The sequence below is a fragment of the Pseudomonas sp. K5002 genome, assembly GCF_013386655.1.
Taxonomy (GTDB): Bacteria; Pseudomonadota; Gammaproteobacteria; order Pseudomonadales; family Pseudomonadaceae; genus Aquipseudomonas.
This window is the reverse complement of sequence record NZ_JACARK010000206.1, coordinates 1-17,377: the sequence shown is the minus strand read 5'-3', so window position 1 is coordinate 17,377 and position 17,377 is coordinate 1. Positions and strand designations below refer to the sequence as shown.

General features: G+C 59.6%; 17 protein-coding genes. 11 read left to right on the top strand and 6 right to left on the bottom strand.

What is annotated here, in order from left to right; translation table 11 throughout:
• A partial coding sequence (locus HX846_RS11495) for an aminotransferase class I/II-fold pyridoxal phosphate-dependent enzyme (protein ID WP_178965412.1) occupies nucleotides 1-740 on the bottom strand: 740 nt, incomplete at its 3' end.
• 11 nt (nucleotides 741-751) lie between these two features.
• Complete coding sequence (locus HX846_RS11490; protein ID WP_134326042.1) at nucleotides 752-1,417, bottom strand: RraA family protein; 666 nt, start codon at nucleotides 1,415-1,417, stop codon at nucleotides 752-754.
• A gap of 117 nt (nucleotides 1,418-1,534) precedes the next feature.
• Between HX846_RS11490 and HX846_RS11485 the strand changes: the two genes are divergently transcribed.
• Nucleotides 1,535-2,431: a LysR family transcriptional regulator gene (locus HX846_RS11485; protein WP_008433274.1), complete on the top strand. Its 897-nt coding sequence runs from the start codon at nucleotides 1,535-1,537 to the stop codon at nucleotides 2,429-2,431.
• A 51-nt stretch (nucleotides 2,432-2,482) separates the two neighbouring features.
• Nucleotides 2,483-3,406, top strand: coding sequence for a LysR family transcriptional regulator (locus tag HX846_RS11480; protein ID WP_087692928.1), 924 nt, complete (start codon nucleotides 2,483-2,485; stop codon nucleotides 3,404-3,406).
• Here the strand turns inward: HX846_RS11480 and HX846_RS11475 are convergent.
• The gene (locus HX846_RS11475; protein ID WP_102368481.1) at nucleotides 3,309-4,013 is read right to left on the bottom strand and encodes a TetR/AcrR family transcriptional regulator; all 705 of its coding nucleotides are present in this window, start codon (nucleotides 4,011-4,013) and stop codon (nucleotides 3,309-3,311) included. The genes HX846_RS11480 and HX846_RS11475 overlap by 98 nt on opposite strands.
• A gap of 124 nt (nucleotides 4,014-4,137) precedes the next feature.
• Between HX846_RS11475 and HX846_RS11470 the strand changes: the two genes are divergently transcribed.
• The 4 genes from HX846_RS11470 to HX846_RS11455 all read left to right on the top strand — a co-directional run bounded on the left by HX846_RS11470 (nucleotide 4,138) and on the right by HX846_RS11455 (nucleotide 7,891).
• Entirely contained in the window at nucleotides 4,138-5,361 is a 1,224-nt protein-coding gene (locus tag HX846_RS11470) for an MFS transporter (RefSeq protein ID WP_177009643.1), read from the top strand.
• A gap of 112 nt (nucleotides 5,362-5,473) precedes the next feature.
• On the top strand, nucleotides 5,474-5,854 hold the full coding sequence (locus HX846_RS11465; RefSeq protein WP_003207908.1) for a type 1 fimbrial protein: 381 nt from the start codon (nucleotides 5,474-5,476) through the stop codon (nucleotides 5,852-5,854).
• A gap of 22 nt (nucleotides 5,855-5,876) precedes the next feature.
• Nucleotides 5,877-6,782, top strand: a complete 906-nt coding sequence (locus HX846_RS11460) for a LysR family transcriptional regulator (protein ID WP_003207910.1) — start codon at nucleotides 5,877-5,879, stop codon at nucleotides 6,780-6,782.
• A 116-nt stretch (nucleotides 6,783-6,898) separates the two neighbouring features.
• Nucleotides 6,899-7,891 carry an MBL fold metallo-hydrolase gene (locus HX846_RS11455; RefSeq protein WP_102368482.1) on the top strand — a complete coding sequence of 331 codons (993 nt, stop codon included), beginning with the start codon at nucleotides 6,899-6,901 and terminating at the stop codon, nucleotides 7,889-7,891.
• Between the two features lie 7 nt (nucleotides 7,892-7,898).
• On the opposite strand, the gene HX846_RS11450 is transcribed toward HX846_RS11455, so the two are convergent.
• A complete protein-coding gene (locus HX846_RS11450) occupies nucleotides 7,899-8,822 on the bottom strand; it encodes a LysR substrate-binding domain-containing protein (RefSeq protein WP_087692926.1) in 924 nt (307 codons plus the stop codon).
• Nucleotides 8,823-9,018: 196 nt separating this feature from the next.
• Here HX846_RS11450 and HX846_RS11445 point away from each other — a divergent pair, with 196 nt between their 5' ends.
• The 5 genes from HX846_RS11445 (at nucleotide 9,019) to HX846_RS11425 (ending at nucleotide 15,799) form a co-directional block, all read left to right on the top strand.
• Nucleotides 9,019-9,939, top strand: coding sequence for an ABC transporter permease (locus HX846_RS11445; RefSeq protein WP_003207915.1), 921 nt, complete (start codon nucleotides 9,019-9,021; stop codon nucleotides 9,937-9,939).
• Nucleotides 9,940-9,946: 7 nt separating this feature from the next.
• Entirely contained in the window at nucleotides 9,947-10,810 is an 864-nt protein-coding gene (locus tag HX846_RS11440) for an ABC transporter permease (RefSeq protein WP_008433279.1), read from the top strand.
• A gap of 62 nt (nucleotides 10,811-10,872) precedes the next feature.
• Nucleotides 10,873-12,453: an ABC transporter substrate-binding protein gene (locus HX846_RS11435; RefSeq protein ID WP_178965411.1), complete on the top strand. Its 1,581-nt coding sequence runs from the start codon at nucleotides 10,873-10,875 to the stop codon at nucleotides 12,451-12,453.
• Nucleotides 12,454-12,458: 5 nt separating this feature from the next.
• Entirely contained in the window at nucleotides 12,459-13,964 is a 1,506-nt protein-coding gene (argH, locus tag HX846_RS11430; RefSeq protein WP_023659030.1) for an argininosuccinate lyase, read from the top strand.
• 11 nt (nucleotides 13,965-13,975) lie between these two features.
• Nucleotides 13,976-15,799, top strand: a complete 1,824-nt coding sequence (locus HX846_RS11425; RefSeq protein WP_003207919.1) for an ABC transporter ATP-binding protein — start codon at nucleotides 13,976-13,978, stop codon at nucleotides 15,797-15,799.
• 44 nt (nucleotides 15,800-15,843) lie between these two features.
• On the opposite strand, the gene HX846_RS11420 is transcribed toward HX846_RS11425, so the two are convergent.
• Entirely contained in the window at nucleotides 15,844-16,140 is a 297-nt protein-coding gene (locus HX846_RS11420) for a DUF3144 domain-containing protein (protein ID WP_003207921.1), read from the bottom strand.
• An 82-nt stretch (nucleotides 16,141-16,222) separates the two neighbouring features.
• Nucleotides 16,223-17,377, bottom strand: a 1,155-nt coding sequence (locus HX846_RS11415) for a sorbosone dehydrogenase family protein (RefSeq protein ID WP_178965410.1), incomplete at its 5' end; no start/stop codon positions are given.

The window sequence follows — 17,377 nt, the reverse complement described above, 5'->3', positions numbered from 1 at the left end:
CCGGTCATGGCGTAGCCCTTGGAGGCGCCGTTGACGATCAGCGTGCGCGGCTTCAGGTCCGGTGCGAGTCGGGTCAGGGAAACGTGGCGGGCATCGTCGTAGACGAAGTGCTCGTAGATCTCGTCCGCCATGATCAGCACATGGGGATGGCGCCGCAGCACCGCGGCCAGGGCCAGCAGTTCGGCCTCGTTGTACACCGCGCCGCTGGGGTTGTTCGGGCTGTTGAGGATCACCCATTTGCTGCGCGGGGTGATCGCTTGTTCCAGGGCCTGGGGCGACAGTTTGAACCCCAGTGACTCGTCGCCGGGAATGATCACCGGCGTCGCGTCATTCAGCCGTGCGATGTCCGGGTACGACACCCAATACGGCGTGTGCACGATGACTTCGTCGCCGCGATTCAGGGTCGCCGCCAGGGCGTGATAAATGATGTGCTTGCCACCGCACCCGGCGATCACTTCGTCCAGCCCATAGTCCAGCTGGTTGTCGCGCTTGAGCTTGAGGCAGATCGCCTGGCGCAGGGCGAGGGTGCCGCTGGTGGCGGTGTAGTGGGTGTCGCCACCGTGCATCGCGGCGCTGGCTGCTTCGAGGATATGCGCGGGTGTATCGAAGTCCGGCTCGCCCACGGTGAAGTTGACGATGTCCCGGCCCTGGGCGCGCAGTTCGCTGACCAGTGCGTTGGCGGCGATGCTCGGGGAGGGCGCGATGCCCAGCACCCGGTCGGACAGAAAGGCAGTGCTCATGATGACTCCCCTCAGCCTGCCAGGCCGGCCTGTTGCAACACCTTGTCGATCCAGCTCTGGCGCACCGCACCGCTGGCGATTTCGGCTTTGACTTGCTCTTCATGGGCCGCGTGTTGCGCGGCCTTGCGCAGCACTTCGGCGGCGTCGGCCTGGGAGAAGGCGACCAGGCCGTCTTCGTCACCCACCAGCACATCCCCCGGGTTGATCAGCATGCCGCCGATGGACACCGGCACATTCACCTCGCCCGGGCCGGTCTTGTAGGGGCCGCAATGCACCACGCTGCGGGCGTAGCAAGGGGTGTCCTCGAAGCTCGCGACATCGCGAATCGCCCCGTCAATCACAAACCCCACGCAGCCGCGTTGCTGGGCGTAGAGCTTGACCAGTTCGCCGATCACCGCGTTGTTGGTGTCGCCCTGGGCGTCCACCACCAGCACGTGGCCCGGCTCCAGCATGCTCAAGGCCTTGTAGATCAGCAGGTTGTCGCCGGGGCGGGTTTTCACCGTGAGCGCGGTGCCCACCAGCTTGCCGGTGCGGTTGTAGCGGTTCAGCCCACGGGCGCCGATGTGCCGGCCGAGGTTGTCGCTGATGTGCGGGGTGACCACGTGAGTGAAGGCTTCGAGCACTTCGGCAGAAGCCAGCGGCGGGTTGGGGAGGATGCGGGAACCGGGCAAGGACATGGCTGTAACTCCGATTGATCTTATGGGTCTGTGGCTAGATCTTAGGAGTGATGAACATACAGTTTTAGCGATATTTTATTATCTGATAGGATCGCTTTTTCTCATGGGAGATAGCCGATGATCACGTTCAAGCAAATCGACGCGTTGTACTGGATTGCCGAGCTGGGCAGTTTCGAGGCGGCGGCGAACAAGCTGAACATGTCGCAGTCGGCGATTTCCAAGCGCATCCAGGAGTTGGAAGAAACCTTCGATGTGGAGATTTTCGACCGCAGCAAACGCAATGCGCGGTTGACGGAAAAGGGCGCCGAGTTGCTCGACTACGCCAAGGACCTGCTGGAGCGTCGCGACTACATGCTGGAGCGGGTCAGCACCCGTGAAGTGCTGGTGCGCAGGTTTCGCCTGGGGGTGACGGAATTGACGGCTTTCACCTGGTTGCCGGCGCTGGTGGAGGCGTTGCGCGAGGCCTATCCCAAGGTGCAGATCGAACCGTCGGTGGAGTTGAGCAGTGAGCTGTTTCGCAAGCTGGAGAGTGATGAGCTGGACCTGGTGATCGTGCCTGATGCCTACAGTGATTCGCGCTTCCTGAGTACGCCGCTGGGCAGTGTGGAAAACGCCTGGATGTGCGCACCGGGGTTGGTCAGCGAGGCTGATCCGGTGGGGCTTGAGGCATTGGCCGGGTATACGGTGTTGACCCAGGGGTCGCACTCGGGGACGGGGCTGATTTATGAGCGCTGGTTGGCAGCGCATGCTGTGCAGATGCCGCGCAAGTTGACCAGTCATAACCTGTTGGTGCAGGTCGGGCTGGCGCTGTCGGGGGTGGGGGTGAGTTATTTGCCCAAGGGGTGTTTGTCGCATTTGATCGAGCGCGGGGAGCTGCGCGCGCTGGTGACGGAACCGGCGCTACCGAGGGTCGGGTATGTGGCGTTGCATCGCGGGGATCGGCAGTTTGGGTTGAACCAGAATGTGGCGCAGTTGGCGGTGCAGTGTTGTGATTTTTCGCGGTTGTTGTTTTAGTTTTTCGAAGCAGTGAGCGAGTCCTTAAAGACCTACCCGGTGTAATCCATCATGAAACGCCATTTCGAAGATTTGCAGCTGGGCAGCATCGAGCTGTTCTGCCTGGCCGCCGAGGCCAGCAGCTTTACCGCCGCCGCCCAGGTGGCAGGCGTGACCCCGGCGGCGGTGAGCCGCAGCATCTCGCGGTTGGAAGAGCGCCTGGGCTCCCGGCTGTTTGTGCGCACCACCCGCAGCATCCGCCTGACCGATGGCGGCCGGACATTTTTCGAGCAATGCCGCCAGGCGCTGACGCAACTGGTGGAAGCCCAGCAGGAAATGATGGGCGCGCAATCGGTGCCGTCCGGGCTGTTGCGCATCAGCATCCCGACCACCTACGGCCATCACCGGATCCTGCCGCTGCTGCCGAAATTCCGTGCGCTGTACCCGCAAGTCAGCGTGGATATCCACATCAGCAACCGCAACATCGATTTCGTCGCCGAAGGTTATGACCTGGCCATTCGCGTGCGGGCCCAGCCGGACTCGACGCTGATTGCGCGGTTGCTGGAAGACGCCAGGCTGGTGGTGGTCGCGACGCCGGCGTACCTGAAGCGTGCCGGCACGCCCCAGGCCCTGGAGGATTTGCCGAACCACGAGTGCATCCAGTACGAATTGCCGAGCAACGGGCGGCGCATTTCCTGGCTGTTCCAGGTGGACGGCAAGGAGCGGGAGTTTGCCGGGGAAGCAGGCTACAGCTGCTCTGACGATGTGCTGGGTGGCGTAACCCTGGCCAAGCACGGCGCGGGGTTATTCCAGACCTACAAGTTCATCGTCGAGGAGGAGTTGGCCAACGGCAGCCTGGTAGAGGTCTTACAGCCTTACGGCGGGCGATCACGGCCGTTTACCTTGCTGTATCCCCACGGCCGCTATGTGCCCCATCGGGTGCGGGCGTTTGTGGATTTTCTGCTGGAGCATCGCGCCGAATGGGCGGCGCTGTAGCGGCGGATAAGTCCCAGGTCAGCATCAGTTGGCCAATGGCAGTATCGATGGCATCAGCGTCGACGCCATCCCGAGCCAGGATCGACACGCCTTGCAGAAAACTGTCGTAGACCGTGGCCATGGCACGGGCGTTGGTCTCGGAGGGTAACTGGCCCGCCCGGATGCCGCGCTCGACACAATGCACGATGCCCGCCCGTGTGCGCTCTCGCGAATGGGTCAGCCCATGGGTGACTTGTGCGTTCTCGGGGGAGGGCGCGCTCATCACGCCCAGGGCTACCATGCAGCCTTTGGGATGCCCCTCTTCACACTGCATGCGTGCCGATTGGCGCAACGCCGTCTCGATGGCCTGGCGCGGTGGCAGGCTGTCATCCCAGAGGCATTCGGTGACCTGGGCGAACGTCGCCAGATAACGCTGCACGCACTCCTGGAACAGCGCGTCCTTGGAGCCGAACGCCGCGTAGAAACTCGGCGCGGAGATGCCGCCGCCCAATCCGGCTTTCAACTGGCTCAGGGACGTCGCGTCGTAACCGTGCTGCCAGAACAGGTGCATGGCCTGTTCCACGGCCTGATCGCGGTCGAAGGTGCGGGGGCGGCCCATCTGTGCCATGTGGAAATCCTCTCGGGTGATGAGATAAATACTAGTCGATACATAAGTCGTTGACAACGCTGCGTGGGGCGCCCAACATTTATATCGATCGGTATTTAAGTCCTCTCGCTCAAGGAGTTTCCCTGTGACCCCCTCAACCACTTTATCGGCAGACGCCGTTCCCGACCGCTTGCCCATCGGCGCCTTGCTCGCCCTGGCCATGACCGGTTTCATCTGCATCGTCACTGAAACCCTGCCGGCGGGCCTGTTGCCGCTGATCAGCGATGGGCTGGGAGTTTCAGCGTCCATGGCCGGGCAGATGGTCACCGCGTATGCGCTGGGCTCGGTGCTGGCGGTGATCCCGCTGACCATCGCGACTCGCGGCTGGCGGCGACGCAATGTGCTGCTGCTGACCATCGTCGGTTTTCTGCTGTTCAACTCCATCACGGCGCTGTCCTCCCACTACGGGCTGACGCTGTTGGCGCGGTTCCTCGCCGGGATGGCGGCGGGGCTGGCCTGGAGTTTGTTGGCCGGCTATGCGCGGCGCATGGTAGAGCCACATCAGCAGGGCAAGGCGTTGGCGCTGGCCATGGTAGGAACGCCGATTGCCCTGTCACTTGGCGTACCGCTGGGCACCTGGCTGGGTGGGCTGGTGGGCTGGCGCACCACGTTCGGGATCATGTCGGCACTGACCCTGGTGCTGATTGTCTGGGTGCTGGTGAAAGTGCCGGATTATCCCGGCCAGTCGGCCCATCAGCGCATGCCGTTGCGCAAGGTGCTGACCACGCCGGGTGTGCGGCCAGTGCTGGCGGTGGTGATCTCATGGATGCTCGCCCATAACATTCTCTATACCTACATCGCGCCGTTCGTGGCTCCGGCGGGCTTGGTGGACCGTGTGGATCTGGTGTTGTTGGTGTTTGGTATAGCGGCGCTGCTCGGGATTTGGGTGACTGCCCGGTTGGTGGATGTGGCGTTGCGCAAGACGGTGCTGGTCAGCCTGGCGGGCTTTGCGGCGACGTGTTTGGCGTTTGGTTTTCTGGCGCAGGTGCCGGGCGTTATTTACCTCGGCGTGGCGGTGTGGGGCTTGAGTTTTGGCGGCGCTGCGACGTTGCTGCAAACCGCACTGGCGGATGCGGCAGGCGATGGAGCGGACGTGGCACTGTCGCTGAACGTGGTGGCATGGAACAGCGCGATCGCCGGAAGCGGCGTGGTGGGTGGCGTGTTGCTGGATACCTGGGGCGTGGCGTCTTTCCCATGGGCAATGTTGGTGTTGCTGGCGGTGGGCTTCGCGATTGTGTGGTGCGCGCGACTCCATGGCTTCAAGCCGGGGCACCGGGCCCACGGTAAACCTGTGGTCGGCGGGCACTGATATTTCCAAAGTCTTTGGAAAAACCGCTTCTAACATCAGACAAATCTTAAAATAACCTGCTGCTCGGCCGATATCCCGGGGCATAGGCTTTATCACCCCCGGGAGTATCGGCATGCGCATCAAGAGAATGTCTGCAATCCATGTTGGCCTGTTGTTCAGCCTGTCCGGTGCCTGCATGGCCGCGAGCCCGGTGGGGCAGGGGGTCATCTCGTTTCACGGCAGCATCGTCGAAGCGTCTTGCACACCGCTCGCCGTGGCCAACGGGATGAAACTCAACAATTGCCCTACGTCCGCACGCGGCAGCGCCATCAGCGTGCGCAGTGTGCAACCGGTGGGCTCGGTCACGGCCCTCGACCACAGCGCCGTGAACGTGAAGCTGGTCGCCGACAGTGGCCGGGGAGACCGCTATTACCAGCAGCAATATGCGTTGGTGGATGGCCAAGGGAGGCCTGTGACGTCGGGGCAGTATCTGATTACATTAACGTCACCTTGAGAGATGGCAGTGGATCAACCCGATGAACCTGACTGGACACAACCTCGCGCTCCTGACTTCCCTCAGCGTCTTGCTTGAGGAGAGGAACGTCACGCGGGCGGCGGCGAAGCTCAACCTGACGCAGTCGGCGTTATCCGCGCAGTTGTCGCGGTTGCGTGACCTGTTCGGCGACCCTTTATTGATGCCTGCTCAGTCCGGAAAAGGCATGGTGCTGACAGCACGTGCCGAACATTTGCGTCAGCCGTTGCGCCAGGCGTTGCAGGTACTGGGGACGGTGGTCGGTGACCTTCCATGCTTTGATCCTGCCAAGTCGGACCGGACCTTTGTGATTGGCGCGAACGATAACGCCGCTGCGATCGTCGCGCCCCGGCTGGTGCAGCTTGTGCAGGCTGCGAGTCCTGGGGGCATCCGGGTTTCGATACGTGCGATCGACCAGGTGTTGCTTGGCGATCAGTTGGAAAGCGGCGAGATTGACGTCGCGCTGGTATCACACAGCCGTATCGGGAACCTGTCGCACGAGTTGCTGCTGCAGGAAGAATTCAAGATGGCCCAGCGCGCCGATCACCCTCGCGGATCCGCGCCACCAACGCTGGAGGAATACCTGGGCCTGGAGCATGTGGTGGTGTCGGGTGCCGTGAACAGCTTTCACGGTTTTATTGATGATGTGCTCGCGCAGAAGGGGCGTGCGCGCCGTGTCGCGGTGTCGGTGCCTTACTACAGCATCGTTCCATTGCTGCTGCAGAACAGCGACTGTGTAAGTGTGCTTCCGTCCCGTTTCCTGAGCCGTTATGAGCGCTCGCTGGCGGCCCTTGCTCTGCCCCTCGAGGTGCGCGACTTCAGTTTGTTCTCTGCCTGGCATCCACGGTTCGACAAGGACCTGGCACATCTCTGGTTGCGCGAACAACTCAAGCTCTGCGTGCTTTCCTGACGACATCAGGCCCTGGCAGGTATCTACGCCACACATACCTGGCATGCGGAGTTTCGATTTCAACTATAAAAAACGCTTGAATAGGATGCCGCCGATTCCAACTGGAGAGCTGCACCATGACCAAGCTGACATTTACCCGCGTGTTGAATTACACGGCCCTTGCTGCTGCCCTGGCACTGGGAGCCATCGCGGCACCGGCGGTGGCAGTTGCCGCCGCGCCCCAAGTCAAAACCCAGGCCCCTGGTTACTATCGCACGATGCTTGGAGATTTCGAGGTCACCGCGCTGAGTGACGGCACCATCGATGCACCGTTCGACAAATTGCTGAATGAGCCGGCTGTCAAGACCACTACCGCACTGCGCAAGGCGTTCCTCGGGGTGCCCACTGAGACCTCGACGAACGCGTATCTCGTCAATACCGGCACTCGGCTCATCCTGATCGATACCGGCGCTGGTGCGCTCTTCGGGCCGACCCTGGGCAAGCTCGCGGCCAACCTGCAGGCAGCCGGCTACAAGCCGGAGCAGGTCGATGACATCCTTCTCACGCACATGCACCCGGACCACGTGGGTGGGCTGGTTGCCGAAGGGGTGATGGTGTTTCCGAACGCCACGGTACACGCCGACAAGCGTGACGCCGATTACTGGCTCTCGCCGGCGAGGCTGGAGCCTGCCTCGGCCGACGCCAACAGCTTCGTACCCGAGTTCGCGAAGGGTGCAATGGCTTCCTTGAACCCGTATATCGCGCTTGGAAAGTTCCAGCCTTTCCAGGGCAGCGGGGAGATCCTGCCGGGGTTCAAGGCGCTGTCCAGCTATGGCCATACCCTGGGGCACACCAGCTACCTGGTTGAGAGCAAAGGCCAGAAGATGATTGTCGCCGGTGATCTGATCCACGCCGGTGCCGTGCAGTTTGCCGACCCGTCGGTGACTATCGAGTTTGATACGGACAAGAAAGCCGCCACCACTGCCCGCGAGACCGTGTTCAGCCTGGCTGCGAAAGAGGGCGCGCTGGTCGGCGCGGCGCACCTCTCGTTTCCCGGCCTGGGGCATTTGCGTGGTCAGGGCGCCGCGTGGCAATGGGTGCCGCTGAATTACTCAACCGAACTGAAGTGACTCGCGATTAGTACGCTTCACGGGGAATCATGGAAATAAACTCCGACCTGAAGATACCTTCCATGACCTGCATGAAATCCGAGGCGAGCTTGGAGCGCTGCTGGTGACCCGGAAATACCATCGAAACCTCGAAGGGTATGTCCTGGTCCAGCGGTCTGAACGTAAGGCCCGGGTATTTCGAGTAGGAGGCGGTGAATGGATCACACACGGTGATGCCGAGCCCCCCGGACACCATTCCGCAGGCGGAGTGCGCGGCGGTGGTTTCAACGCTGGAGACGCCTGCAACACCCCGAGCCTCCATGGCTGATGTGATGCGTCGCTGCAAAGGATTGTTGGCGTTCAGGGTAATCAGGCGTCGCCCGTGCAAATCCTCCAGGGTCACCACGTCTTTGGTGGCCAACATATCGTTGGCCGGCATCACGCACACCGCGCTGATGGGTGGCAGGTTGATCACCTGGATCCCGGGATATTCCCCTGAAGGAATCTGCACAAAACCAATATCGATCTGGTTGGCAGACGTCAGTTCCAGGATGCCCACCGAGTTGCGCACATCCAACGAGGTTCTGACCTCGGGGTGCTTTCGCGCGAATCGGCATACCCCCTCAGCCACCACACTGAGCCCCAGCGTGCTCATTGAACTGATCCTCAATGTGCCGGTGCGCAGCGTCACAAGGTCCTCTGCAACCCGCTCGATGCGTTCTATGCCTTGATAAAACTTGTCCACCTCCGCGTACAACACCTGTGCTTCCGCCCCGGGAATGAGGCGATTGCCTTCACGGCGAAACAGTCGAAGGGAAAGGACAATTTCGAGGTCGCGGATGAGCCGGCTGATGGCCGGTTGACTGACCTGAAGTGCCTCGGCGGCGATAGTCATGCTTCCGGTGAGCATGACCGCCCTGAAAGCTTCCAATTGGCGAGGATTGAGTTTCATTGTGGCTCTCGATCGAATGTTGGAGGGCGCATTTTTGCGAGCGTATAACATTTTGTTATGTGCGTCCAACCTGTTACCGGTTTGCTATAAGCATGTAACGGCGCGATGATTTAGTTGCGTGGTTTTACCAAAGAAAAGCAGTTCCCGTTATTAATATCGGGTGCCGCTTAAGTAAAAATAAAAAAGAGGATAGCGCGTGCTGAATTATACCGTCCGCAGGTTGTTACTTCTGCTTCCGATGCTGCTGGGAGTCTCCATTGTGGTCTTCCTGGTCATGCACTTTATTCCGGGAGATCCTGCGCAGCTGGCAGCAGGTCCGGATGCAACAGCGGAAGATGTTGCGCAAATAAGGCAAAACTACGGATTGGATAAGCCGCTAATCAATCAATACCTTATTTATGTCAGGAAAGTTGTCGTGGGTGATTTTGGCGAGTCATTCCAGACATTCACGCCCGTGCTCGAAGGTATAGCCAGAACTCTTCCCGCCACGATTGAACTGACCGCTGCCGGAATGTTGCTTGCCGTCATCATTGGTGTTCCCCTCGGTATTGCGGCCGCTTTGAAGCCCAGAGGCTTCCTTGATAGTTCGCTGACCACCGTTGCAGTTCTGGGCATATCAATGCCTGGCTTCTTTCTGGGACTGATATTGATGCTGATCTTTTCAGCCAACCTCGGATGGTTGCCGCCGACCGGCAGAGGCGGGCTGCAACACCTGATATTACCGGCCTTGACACTTGGTTTGCCGTATGTTGCAACTTTTTCACGGCTGGCCCGATCCACCATGATGGATGTGCTGAGGGAAGATTATATTCGTACTGCCTATGCGAAAGGTGTACCGAGTTACAAGGTAGTACTCAAGCATGCACTTTCCAATGCGGCCATTCCATTGGTGACAGTATTCGGTATGGACTTCGGCCGGTTACTGGGTGGCGCGGTTATTGTCGAGACAGTATTTGCCTGGCCGGGAATGGGGCGGCTCTTGATTGATGCAATCATGGCTCGGGATATTTATGTCGTCCAAGGCACAGTTCTTGTGTTTGCCGCGGTGGTGGTAATTATCAACTTAATGGTGGATTTGGTTTATGGCGTCCTCGACCCTCGCGTCACTTACAACTGAGGCCGATATGAAACTTCCGAAAAAATATCGGTTGGGCTTTGTCAGTTTCCTTATTTCCAATAAGCGCTGGTTCGCGTTTGCTTCATTGATCGTGATCCTGGTGATGGTTGCTGCGGCGATAGCTGCCCCTTTGTTGTTTGATTGGGATTCGGTCACCAAGATCAACTTATCAACGTCCCTTGTCGAGCCCGGTGCAAGTTCCTGGCTCGGCACGGACCAATTGGGCCGTGACTTGTTGGGTCGAGTCGTGTGGGGGGCACGAATTACGCTCACCGTCGCAGTTTCAAGTGTCAGCATTGCGATGGTCATTGGCATCGCTTTAGGTGCGGCGTGTGGCTATTACAACGGCGCCATCGCCGGGGTGGTGATGCGGGTCATGGACTCGATGATTGCATTTCCCCGGACACTGGTTGCCATTCTGGTCATCACGGTGGCGGGCAACAGCATAGTAAGCCTGACACTGGCCATCGCCATTTCAACGATCCCGATTTACGTGCGTTTCTTTGCCGGGCCGGTCATGGCATTGAGAAACCGCGAGTTTGTATTGGCCTCCAAGTCGATTGGCGTCAGCGATCTGCGGCTGCTGCTGATACATATCCTGCCGAATATCGGTTCGCTGGTCATTATCCAGGCCACCGTCTCGCTGGCTGAAGCAATCCTCATTGGTTCCGGGCTCAGCTTTCTGGGGCTTGGCCCGCCGCCGCCCACCCCGGAGTGGGGCTCGATGATTGCCGAGTCGCGGCCGTTATTGACCACCCATCCCTACGTATTGATTGCGCCCGGATTTGCACTGGTTTTGACCATATTGAGTTTCAACATTGTGGGGGATGCGTTGCGAGACTATATCGACCCGAAATCACGTAACGCATAAATGAGTTCGGCGCGGTTAAACACGCCCTGTGTGTCCACCAGAATTATCAAGCGAGAAAGATTATGCGGCGTCTGAATTGCCTGGAAGTATTGATACGGAGTTTCGCTGTTGTCGGCATCCTTGGACTGTCGGCGGGCCTATCGTTTGTTGCCAACGCCAAAGACCTGAAGAAGCTGACATTCGTTCAAGGCGCTGATATCGATACCCTGGACCCAGCGATTTCGCGCAGTGTGCCTTCCTATAACGTGATTAATCACCTGTTTAATCGGTTGGTCGCATGGGACGGTCACGGGCATAACACGTTTGTAGCTGATTTGGCGCAGTCATGGTCAAGGTCCGAGGATGGACGGCAATGGATTTTTATCCTGAAACCGGGAATTACCTTTCATGACGGCACGGCGTTTGATGCTGCAGCGGTGAAGTTTAACCTGGACCGAATCATGAACCCCAAGCTCGGTTCTCCGCACCGGTCCTACTATGCGGATATAGCTTCGGTGGATGCGCTAGCGCCGAATGAGTTACGCATCACCACAAAAAATCCGTCACCCACAATGTTGGAGTTACTGGCAAAAGAATCTTCGTCAATCAGCAGTCCGGCCGCTGTCGTTAAATATGGACGGGCTTATGGGCACCATCCCGTCGGTACCGGGCCCTACGTATTTGATAGTTGGATACCCAACGACCAGGCCGTTATTCATAAGAACAACGCTTTTTATGGAACAACGGCAAAACCGGAAACCATCGTGTTCCGTCCGGTCAGGGAAGATTCTTCCCGAGTCATAGAGCTGCGAACGAACAATGCGGATATCGCGGCAAATTTATCGCCCGAGGCGGCTATTGAATTAAAGGAACTGAATAAATCCACCTTGCTGCGGGTACCCAGCACATTCCAGGTGTTCTTTGAAATGAACCTGACCAAACCGCCCTTTGATGACCCGCGCATACGGAGGGCGGTGAGTATGGCGATTGATCGCCAGGCATTGGTCGACAAAGTGTTGTTGGGATATGGAAAAGTACCCACTGGCCCATTTCCGGAGGGTACGCAAGCCCGACGTGAATTCCCTCCGGTGAAGTACGACCCTGATGCGGCAAGAAAAATAATTAACGAGGTATATCCAGGCGGTTATCCAGGCACCGTAGTTATATGGACCCCGGCGGGACGCTATACCAAAGATCGCCAGGTCTCGGAAGTTGTCCAAGGCTATCTTAACGCCGTGGGGCTGAAGACCGAGTTTAAGGTATGGGAATGGGCAACGTATCAAAAGAACTTGTATCGCTCCGAGCCGGGCAAGGGCACGGGCAAAGGTAGCAATGACGCAAACATGTGGTTACTGGGAACGGGCATATCTGACGCGGATATTCGTTTGCGTCGAAAGTTGTCCAGCGGCGACGCGCAGAATCTCACGGGTTACAGCAACCCTCAGGTAGACAAATTACTTCAGTTGGCCTCGCGTGAACTGGATGAAAAAACACGCATGTCCTATTACGGCCAGATTCAGCAGATTCTATGGGAACAAGACCCGGACAATCTGCCGCTGTTTGACCAGGAGCAAATAATTGGTGTGCGTAAAGCGTTGAATGGCCTGGATGTCGATTATGAAGGGACCATCGATTTGACGAATGTAGAACTTATTGAGCGGTGATTTAAATGTCGAATTTACATGCCAACGAAACACTGTTAACCGACGCTCGCCTGAGTGCTCCTCCCGCTGAACGCATGGTCAAGTACCATGATATTCCGGCACTTGAGACCGAGAAACGTCAGTTTCACGAGTTTGTCGAAGTGGACCTGGCGCACACCGTGATGCTGGTTGAACAGCAGATTCTTTCTGTGTCGGTCGGGCAAGCCATCCTCGCGGAGCTGCGGTTGATTCGGGACATGGTTCCCGCCGACTTCCCGTTTGATGTAAAGAAAGGCAGCTTCCTGCTTCAGGTTGAATCGTACCTTTTCTCCCGGATCGGCGAAGACTCGGCCGGGCAGATGCACACCGGCCGCAGCCGGATAGACCAAGGGGCAACGGTACGCCGCCTGTACGACCGCAAGCGCATCCTGGCGGTGCTGGACCGTATCAATGAGTTCCAGGTGGCGTTGATTCAGAAGGCCTCCACGCATTCGGGCACCATCATGCCCGGCTACACCCATATGCAGCATGCCCAGCCCTGGGTGTTCGGCCACTACCTTTTGAGTTTTACGTCGAGGCTGCACGACAGCTTCAGCCGCTTGATGCACGCTTACACCCGGGTCAATCGCAACCCCCTTGGTGCCGTCGGCCTGGCCGGCACGTCCTGGCCGCTGGACCGTGGGCGCACCACGCACCTGTTGGGGTTCGACAGCCTGGTAGAAAACTCCAAGCTGGGCCGCGAAGCATGGTACGCAGCAGAGACGATTGGCGCATTGTCCTTTGTCATGGCCGACCTGAACGACCTGGCAACCGACCTGCATATCTGGTCGAGCGTCGAATTTGGAACGGTGGAAAGCCACGACGGCTATTGCGGCACCAGCAGTATTTTCCCGCAGAAGAAAAACCCCAGCGGCTTGGAAACCATCAAGAAAGCTGCAGGTGGATCGGTGACCTGGCTCAGCACGGCCCTGGCCACTTTCCGGTCCGAAGGTACCGGCGACCAGGCGATGCGCGACCTGCCGTTGATCCATGATGCGCTGGCCACCACCGAAGGCATGCTGGACCTGTTTACCGGCATCATTGAAACCCTGGTGGTGCATGAGGACCGGATGACAGCCCTGCTCTCCGGGAGTTGGTGCACCGCCAGCAACCTCGCCGATGTGATCGTTCGGGACCGGGGCATCTCTTTCCGCCAGGTCCACCACATCGTGGCCCGCCTGGTGCGGAACTGCCTGTACGAGGGCGTGGCTCCTGCCGGGGTGACCGGCGCCGCACTGGATCAAGCCAGCGTGGAAACTGTCGGCTCAACCCTGGGCTACTCGGATGCCCAGGTCCGCGATGCTTTGAACCCGCGCCGTTTTGTCGAGACCCGCACTTCCGCGGGCGGCGTCGGCCCGGACGAGGTCCGGCGATTATTGTCGATCGCCCAGAACGAGCTGGAGCAGGACCGTGAGTGGGTTGCGCAGAGCCGGCGCAAGGTCGATCAATCCCGTGCCGACCTTGACGCGGCCATCTCGGCGATCGTCGATTAAAGGAGCGCCCCATGAACGAGAATTTGGTAGCCCGGGTGAAAAACCTGAGTGTCGGCTTCGGCACCAGAGGGCGCGAGACGCCGGTGGTGCGCGATGTGTCCTTCGAGGTGATGCGCGGTCAGACGCTGGCGATCGTGGGTGAGTCCGGCTCCGGCAAATCCGTCACCTCAATGGCGATGATGGGCCTGATCAAGCGCGCCGGCGGACGGGTGCTTTCGGGCTCGATGGAGCTGCAAACCAGGAATAACCAGATTGTCGACCTGGTGGCGGCGCCCGAGTCTGTCATGCGCACACTGCGGGGCTCGTCCATGTCGATGATCTTTCAGGAGCCCATGACTTCGCTGAATCCGGTCTTCAAGATCAGCGCGCAACTCATCGAAGGCATCTTGCTGCATCAGCGGTGCAGCCGTGCGCAAGCCGAAGCCCAGGCATTACGCATGCTGGACCTGGTGCGTATTCCGGATGCGAAGCAGGTCATGAACCGGTTTCCCCATGAGCTTTCCGGCGGCATGCGCCAACGGATCATGATTGCGATGTCGCTGGTCTGCGAGCCCACACTGCTGATCGCCGACGAGCCGACCACAGCGTTGGATGTGACGGTGCAGGCGCAGATCCTGCGGATTATCAAGGAGCTGCAAGATAGCCTGGCCATGGGTGTGATCTTTATCACCCACGATATGGGCGTGGTGGCGGAAGTCGCAGACCATGTGATGGTGATGAAGAAAGGCGAGACCGTTGAGCAAGGTCCGGCAAGGGCAGTGCTGCAGGAGCCCAAGCAGCCCTACACCCGGGCATTGCTGGCGGCTGTTCCAAAAATCGGCTCAATGCGTGGCACTCAACTCCCCGCAAAATTTGCCTTGATCGATGATGACGTCGCAGCGGGTGCAGAACCTGCGCCTGGCGTGGCCCCGGACTACCAGAGTCCGCCAGTGCTCAGAGTCGAGTCGTTGTCCATTCGGTACGACCTCAAAGGTGGTCTCCTCGGGAAGGTCCGGCGCCGTGTGCATGCCGTCGAAGGCATCGACTTTGATATCTACTCAGGTGAAACGCTGGCCCTGGTGGGCGAGTCCGGGTGCGGGAAATCCACCAGCGCTCGTGCGATTGCCGGGCTGATGCCGATACAGGGCGGGAATATCGTTTTCGGTGGCAAGAACCTTACGACGTTGAACAAGAGCGATATGAACTCGCTGCGCCGCGATATCCAGATGGTCTTCCAGGATCCCTATGCATCCCTGAACCCGCGTCTCACGATCGAGAACAGCCTGCTGGAGCCGCTGCATGTTCATGGCATTGCACATGGCGCGCAAGCACGAAAGCAGGTGCGAATATTGCTGGAGAAGGTGGGGCTGTCGGCGGAGCATGCACAACGCTATCCGCACGAGTTCTCGGGTGGGCAGCGACAGCGGATCTGCATCGCGCGGGCGCTGACTCTGTCTCCGAAGCTGATCATCGCCGATGAAGCCGTCTCGGCGCTGGACGTGTCCATTCAAGCCCAGGTGATTAATCTCCTGCAGGACCTGCAGCGCGAGATGGGCATTTCATTCCTGTTTATTTCCCATGACCTGGCGGTGGTCGAGCGGGTCAGCCACCGGGTCGGGGTGATGTACCACGGACGCATCGTTGAGATCGGGCCACGCCAGTCAGTGTTCGAGCAGCCTCAGCACCCTTACACCCAAAGGTTGCTGAGCGCGGTGCCCTCGGCGGACCTGAACGTGCCCAGAAAGCCGTTCAGCCTGATGGAGGAGAGCGTGCCCAGCAGGATTTACGAGGTGGGCTACAAGGCTCCGCCGATCAGTTACCGCGAGGTCGCCGCGGGCCACTTCGTTGCAATTTGAGCGCCGGGTATCACAGGTCGACACACCGCCCTGTGCGGGCGGGTTCAACTGCCCTTAACGAGCATGTACTTGCTGAAATTGTTGATGTGATCATCAAGATTATCCTCAAGCATCATCCGGTACTGATCACAGAAATACTTCAGCATCGCCTCACGCGCCTGGGCCATTTCTTCGCCGGATTTAAAGCTGCGTGCGCTGACCCAGGCATTGAAGCGTGTGGTGCCGAACATCATCGAGGCGCTGACTTTGCCCAGGTCGGCGAACGCCCTGAACTGCTCGTTGGACAGCTCGATGTGCGCGTCCGCGCGATCATAGAAGCCGTTGTCGGTGGTGTCTGGCATTGCGGTTACCTTCCTGTTCGTGAGTGCGGCGAAGGTACCGCCGCGCTCCACAGGAAGGCAACCACATCGGCCGCTTCAGGCCTTATTTATTGCGCGTCACCCTCCACACCGTGTTGGCCAGGTCATCGGCAATGATCAGCGCACCCTTCGGATCAACCGTGACCCCCACCGGCCGCCCGCGAGTCTTGCCATCGTCCCCGCGGAAACCCGTGGCGAAGTCCAGCGGCTCACCGGCAGGCCGGCCATTGCTGAACGGCACGAAGATCACCTTGTAGCCCACCGGATTGTCCCGGTTCCAGCTGCCGTGCTCGCCGACGAAGACGCCGTCGGCATATTTCTCGCCCATGGCCGGGATGGAAAAATCGACGCCCAGCGCGGCGACGTGGGAACCCAGGCTGTAATCCGGCTTGATCGCGGCGGCGACCTTGGCCGGGTTCTGCGGTTGGGCGCGGGTGTCGACGTTCTGGCCCCAATAGCTGTAGGGCCAGCCGTAGAATTCGCCTTCGCGCACCGAGGTCAGGTAATCCGGCACCAGGTCCGGCCCCAGTTCATCCCGCTCGTTGACCACCGCCCACACCTGCCCGGAGCCCGGTTGAATGGTCAATGCCGTCGGGTTGCGCAAACCGGTTGCATAAGGCTTGTGGGCACCGGTGGCGGCGTCGATCTGCCAGACCATCGCCCGGTCGATCTCGACCTCCATGCCGCGTTCGGTGATGTTGCTGTTGGACCCGATGCCCACATACAGCGAGCGGCCGTCGGGGCTGATCGCCAGGGATTTGGTCCAGTGATGATTGATCGCGGCGGGCAGCTCGGTGACGGTGGTGGGCGGGCCACCGGCCTTGGTCTGGCCGTCTTCGTAGTCGAAGCGCACCAGCGCATCCTGGTTCGCCACGTACAGCTTGCCGTCGGCAAAGGCCAGGCCGTAGGGCGCGTTGAGGTTTTCGGCGAACACGGTTTTCAACTCGTAGGTGCCGTCACCGTCGGCATCGCGCAGCAGGGTCAGGCGATTGCCGCCCTTGACCTTGGTGTTGCCCTCGGCCTTGATCACGCTGGCGATCACATCCTTGGGCTTGAGTTTCGCTGCGCTGCCGCCCCGGCCTTCGGCGACGAGAATGTCGCCGTTGGGCAGCACCAGGGTCTGGCGCGGGATCCGCAGGTCGGTGGCGATGGCCGTGATGCTGAAACCCTCGGGCACCGTAGGTTTCTGCTCGCCCCAGGCCACCGGTTCGGCGATCTT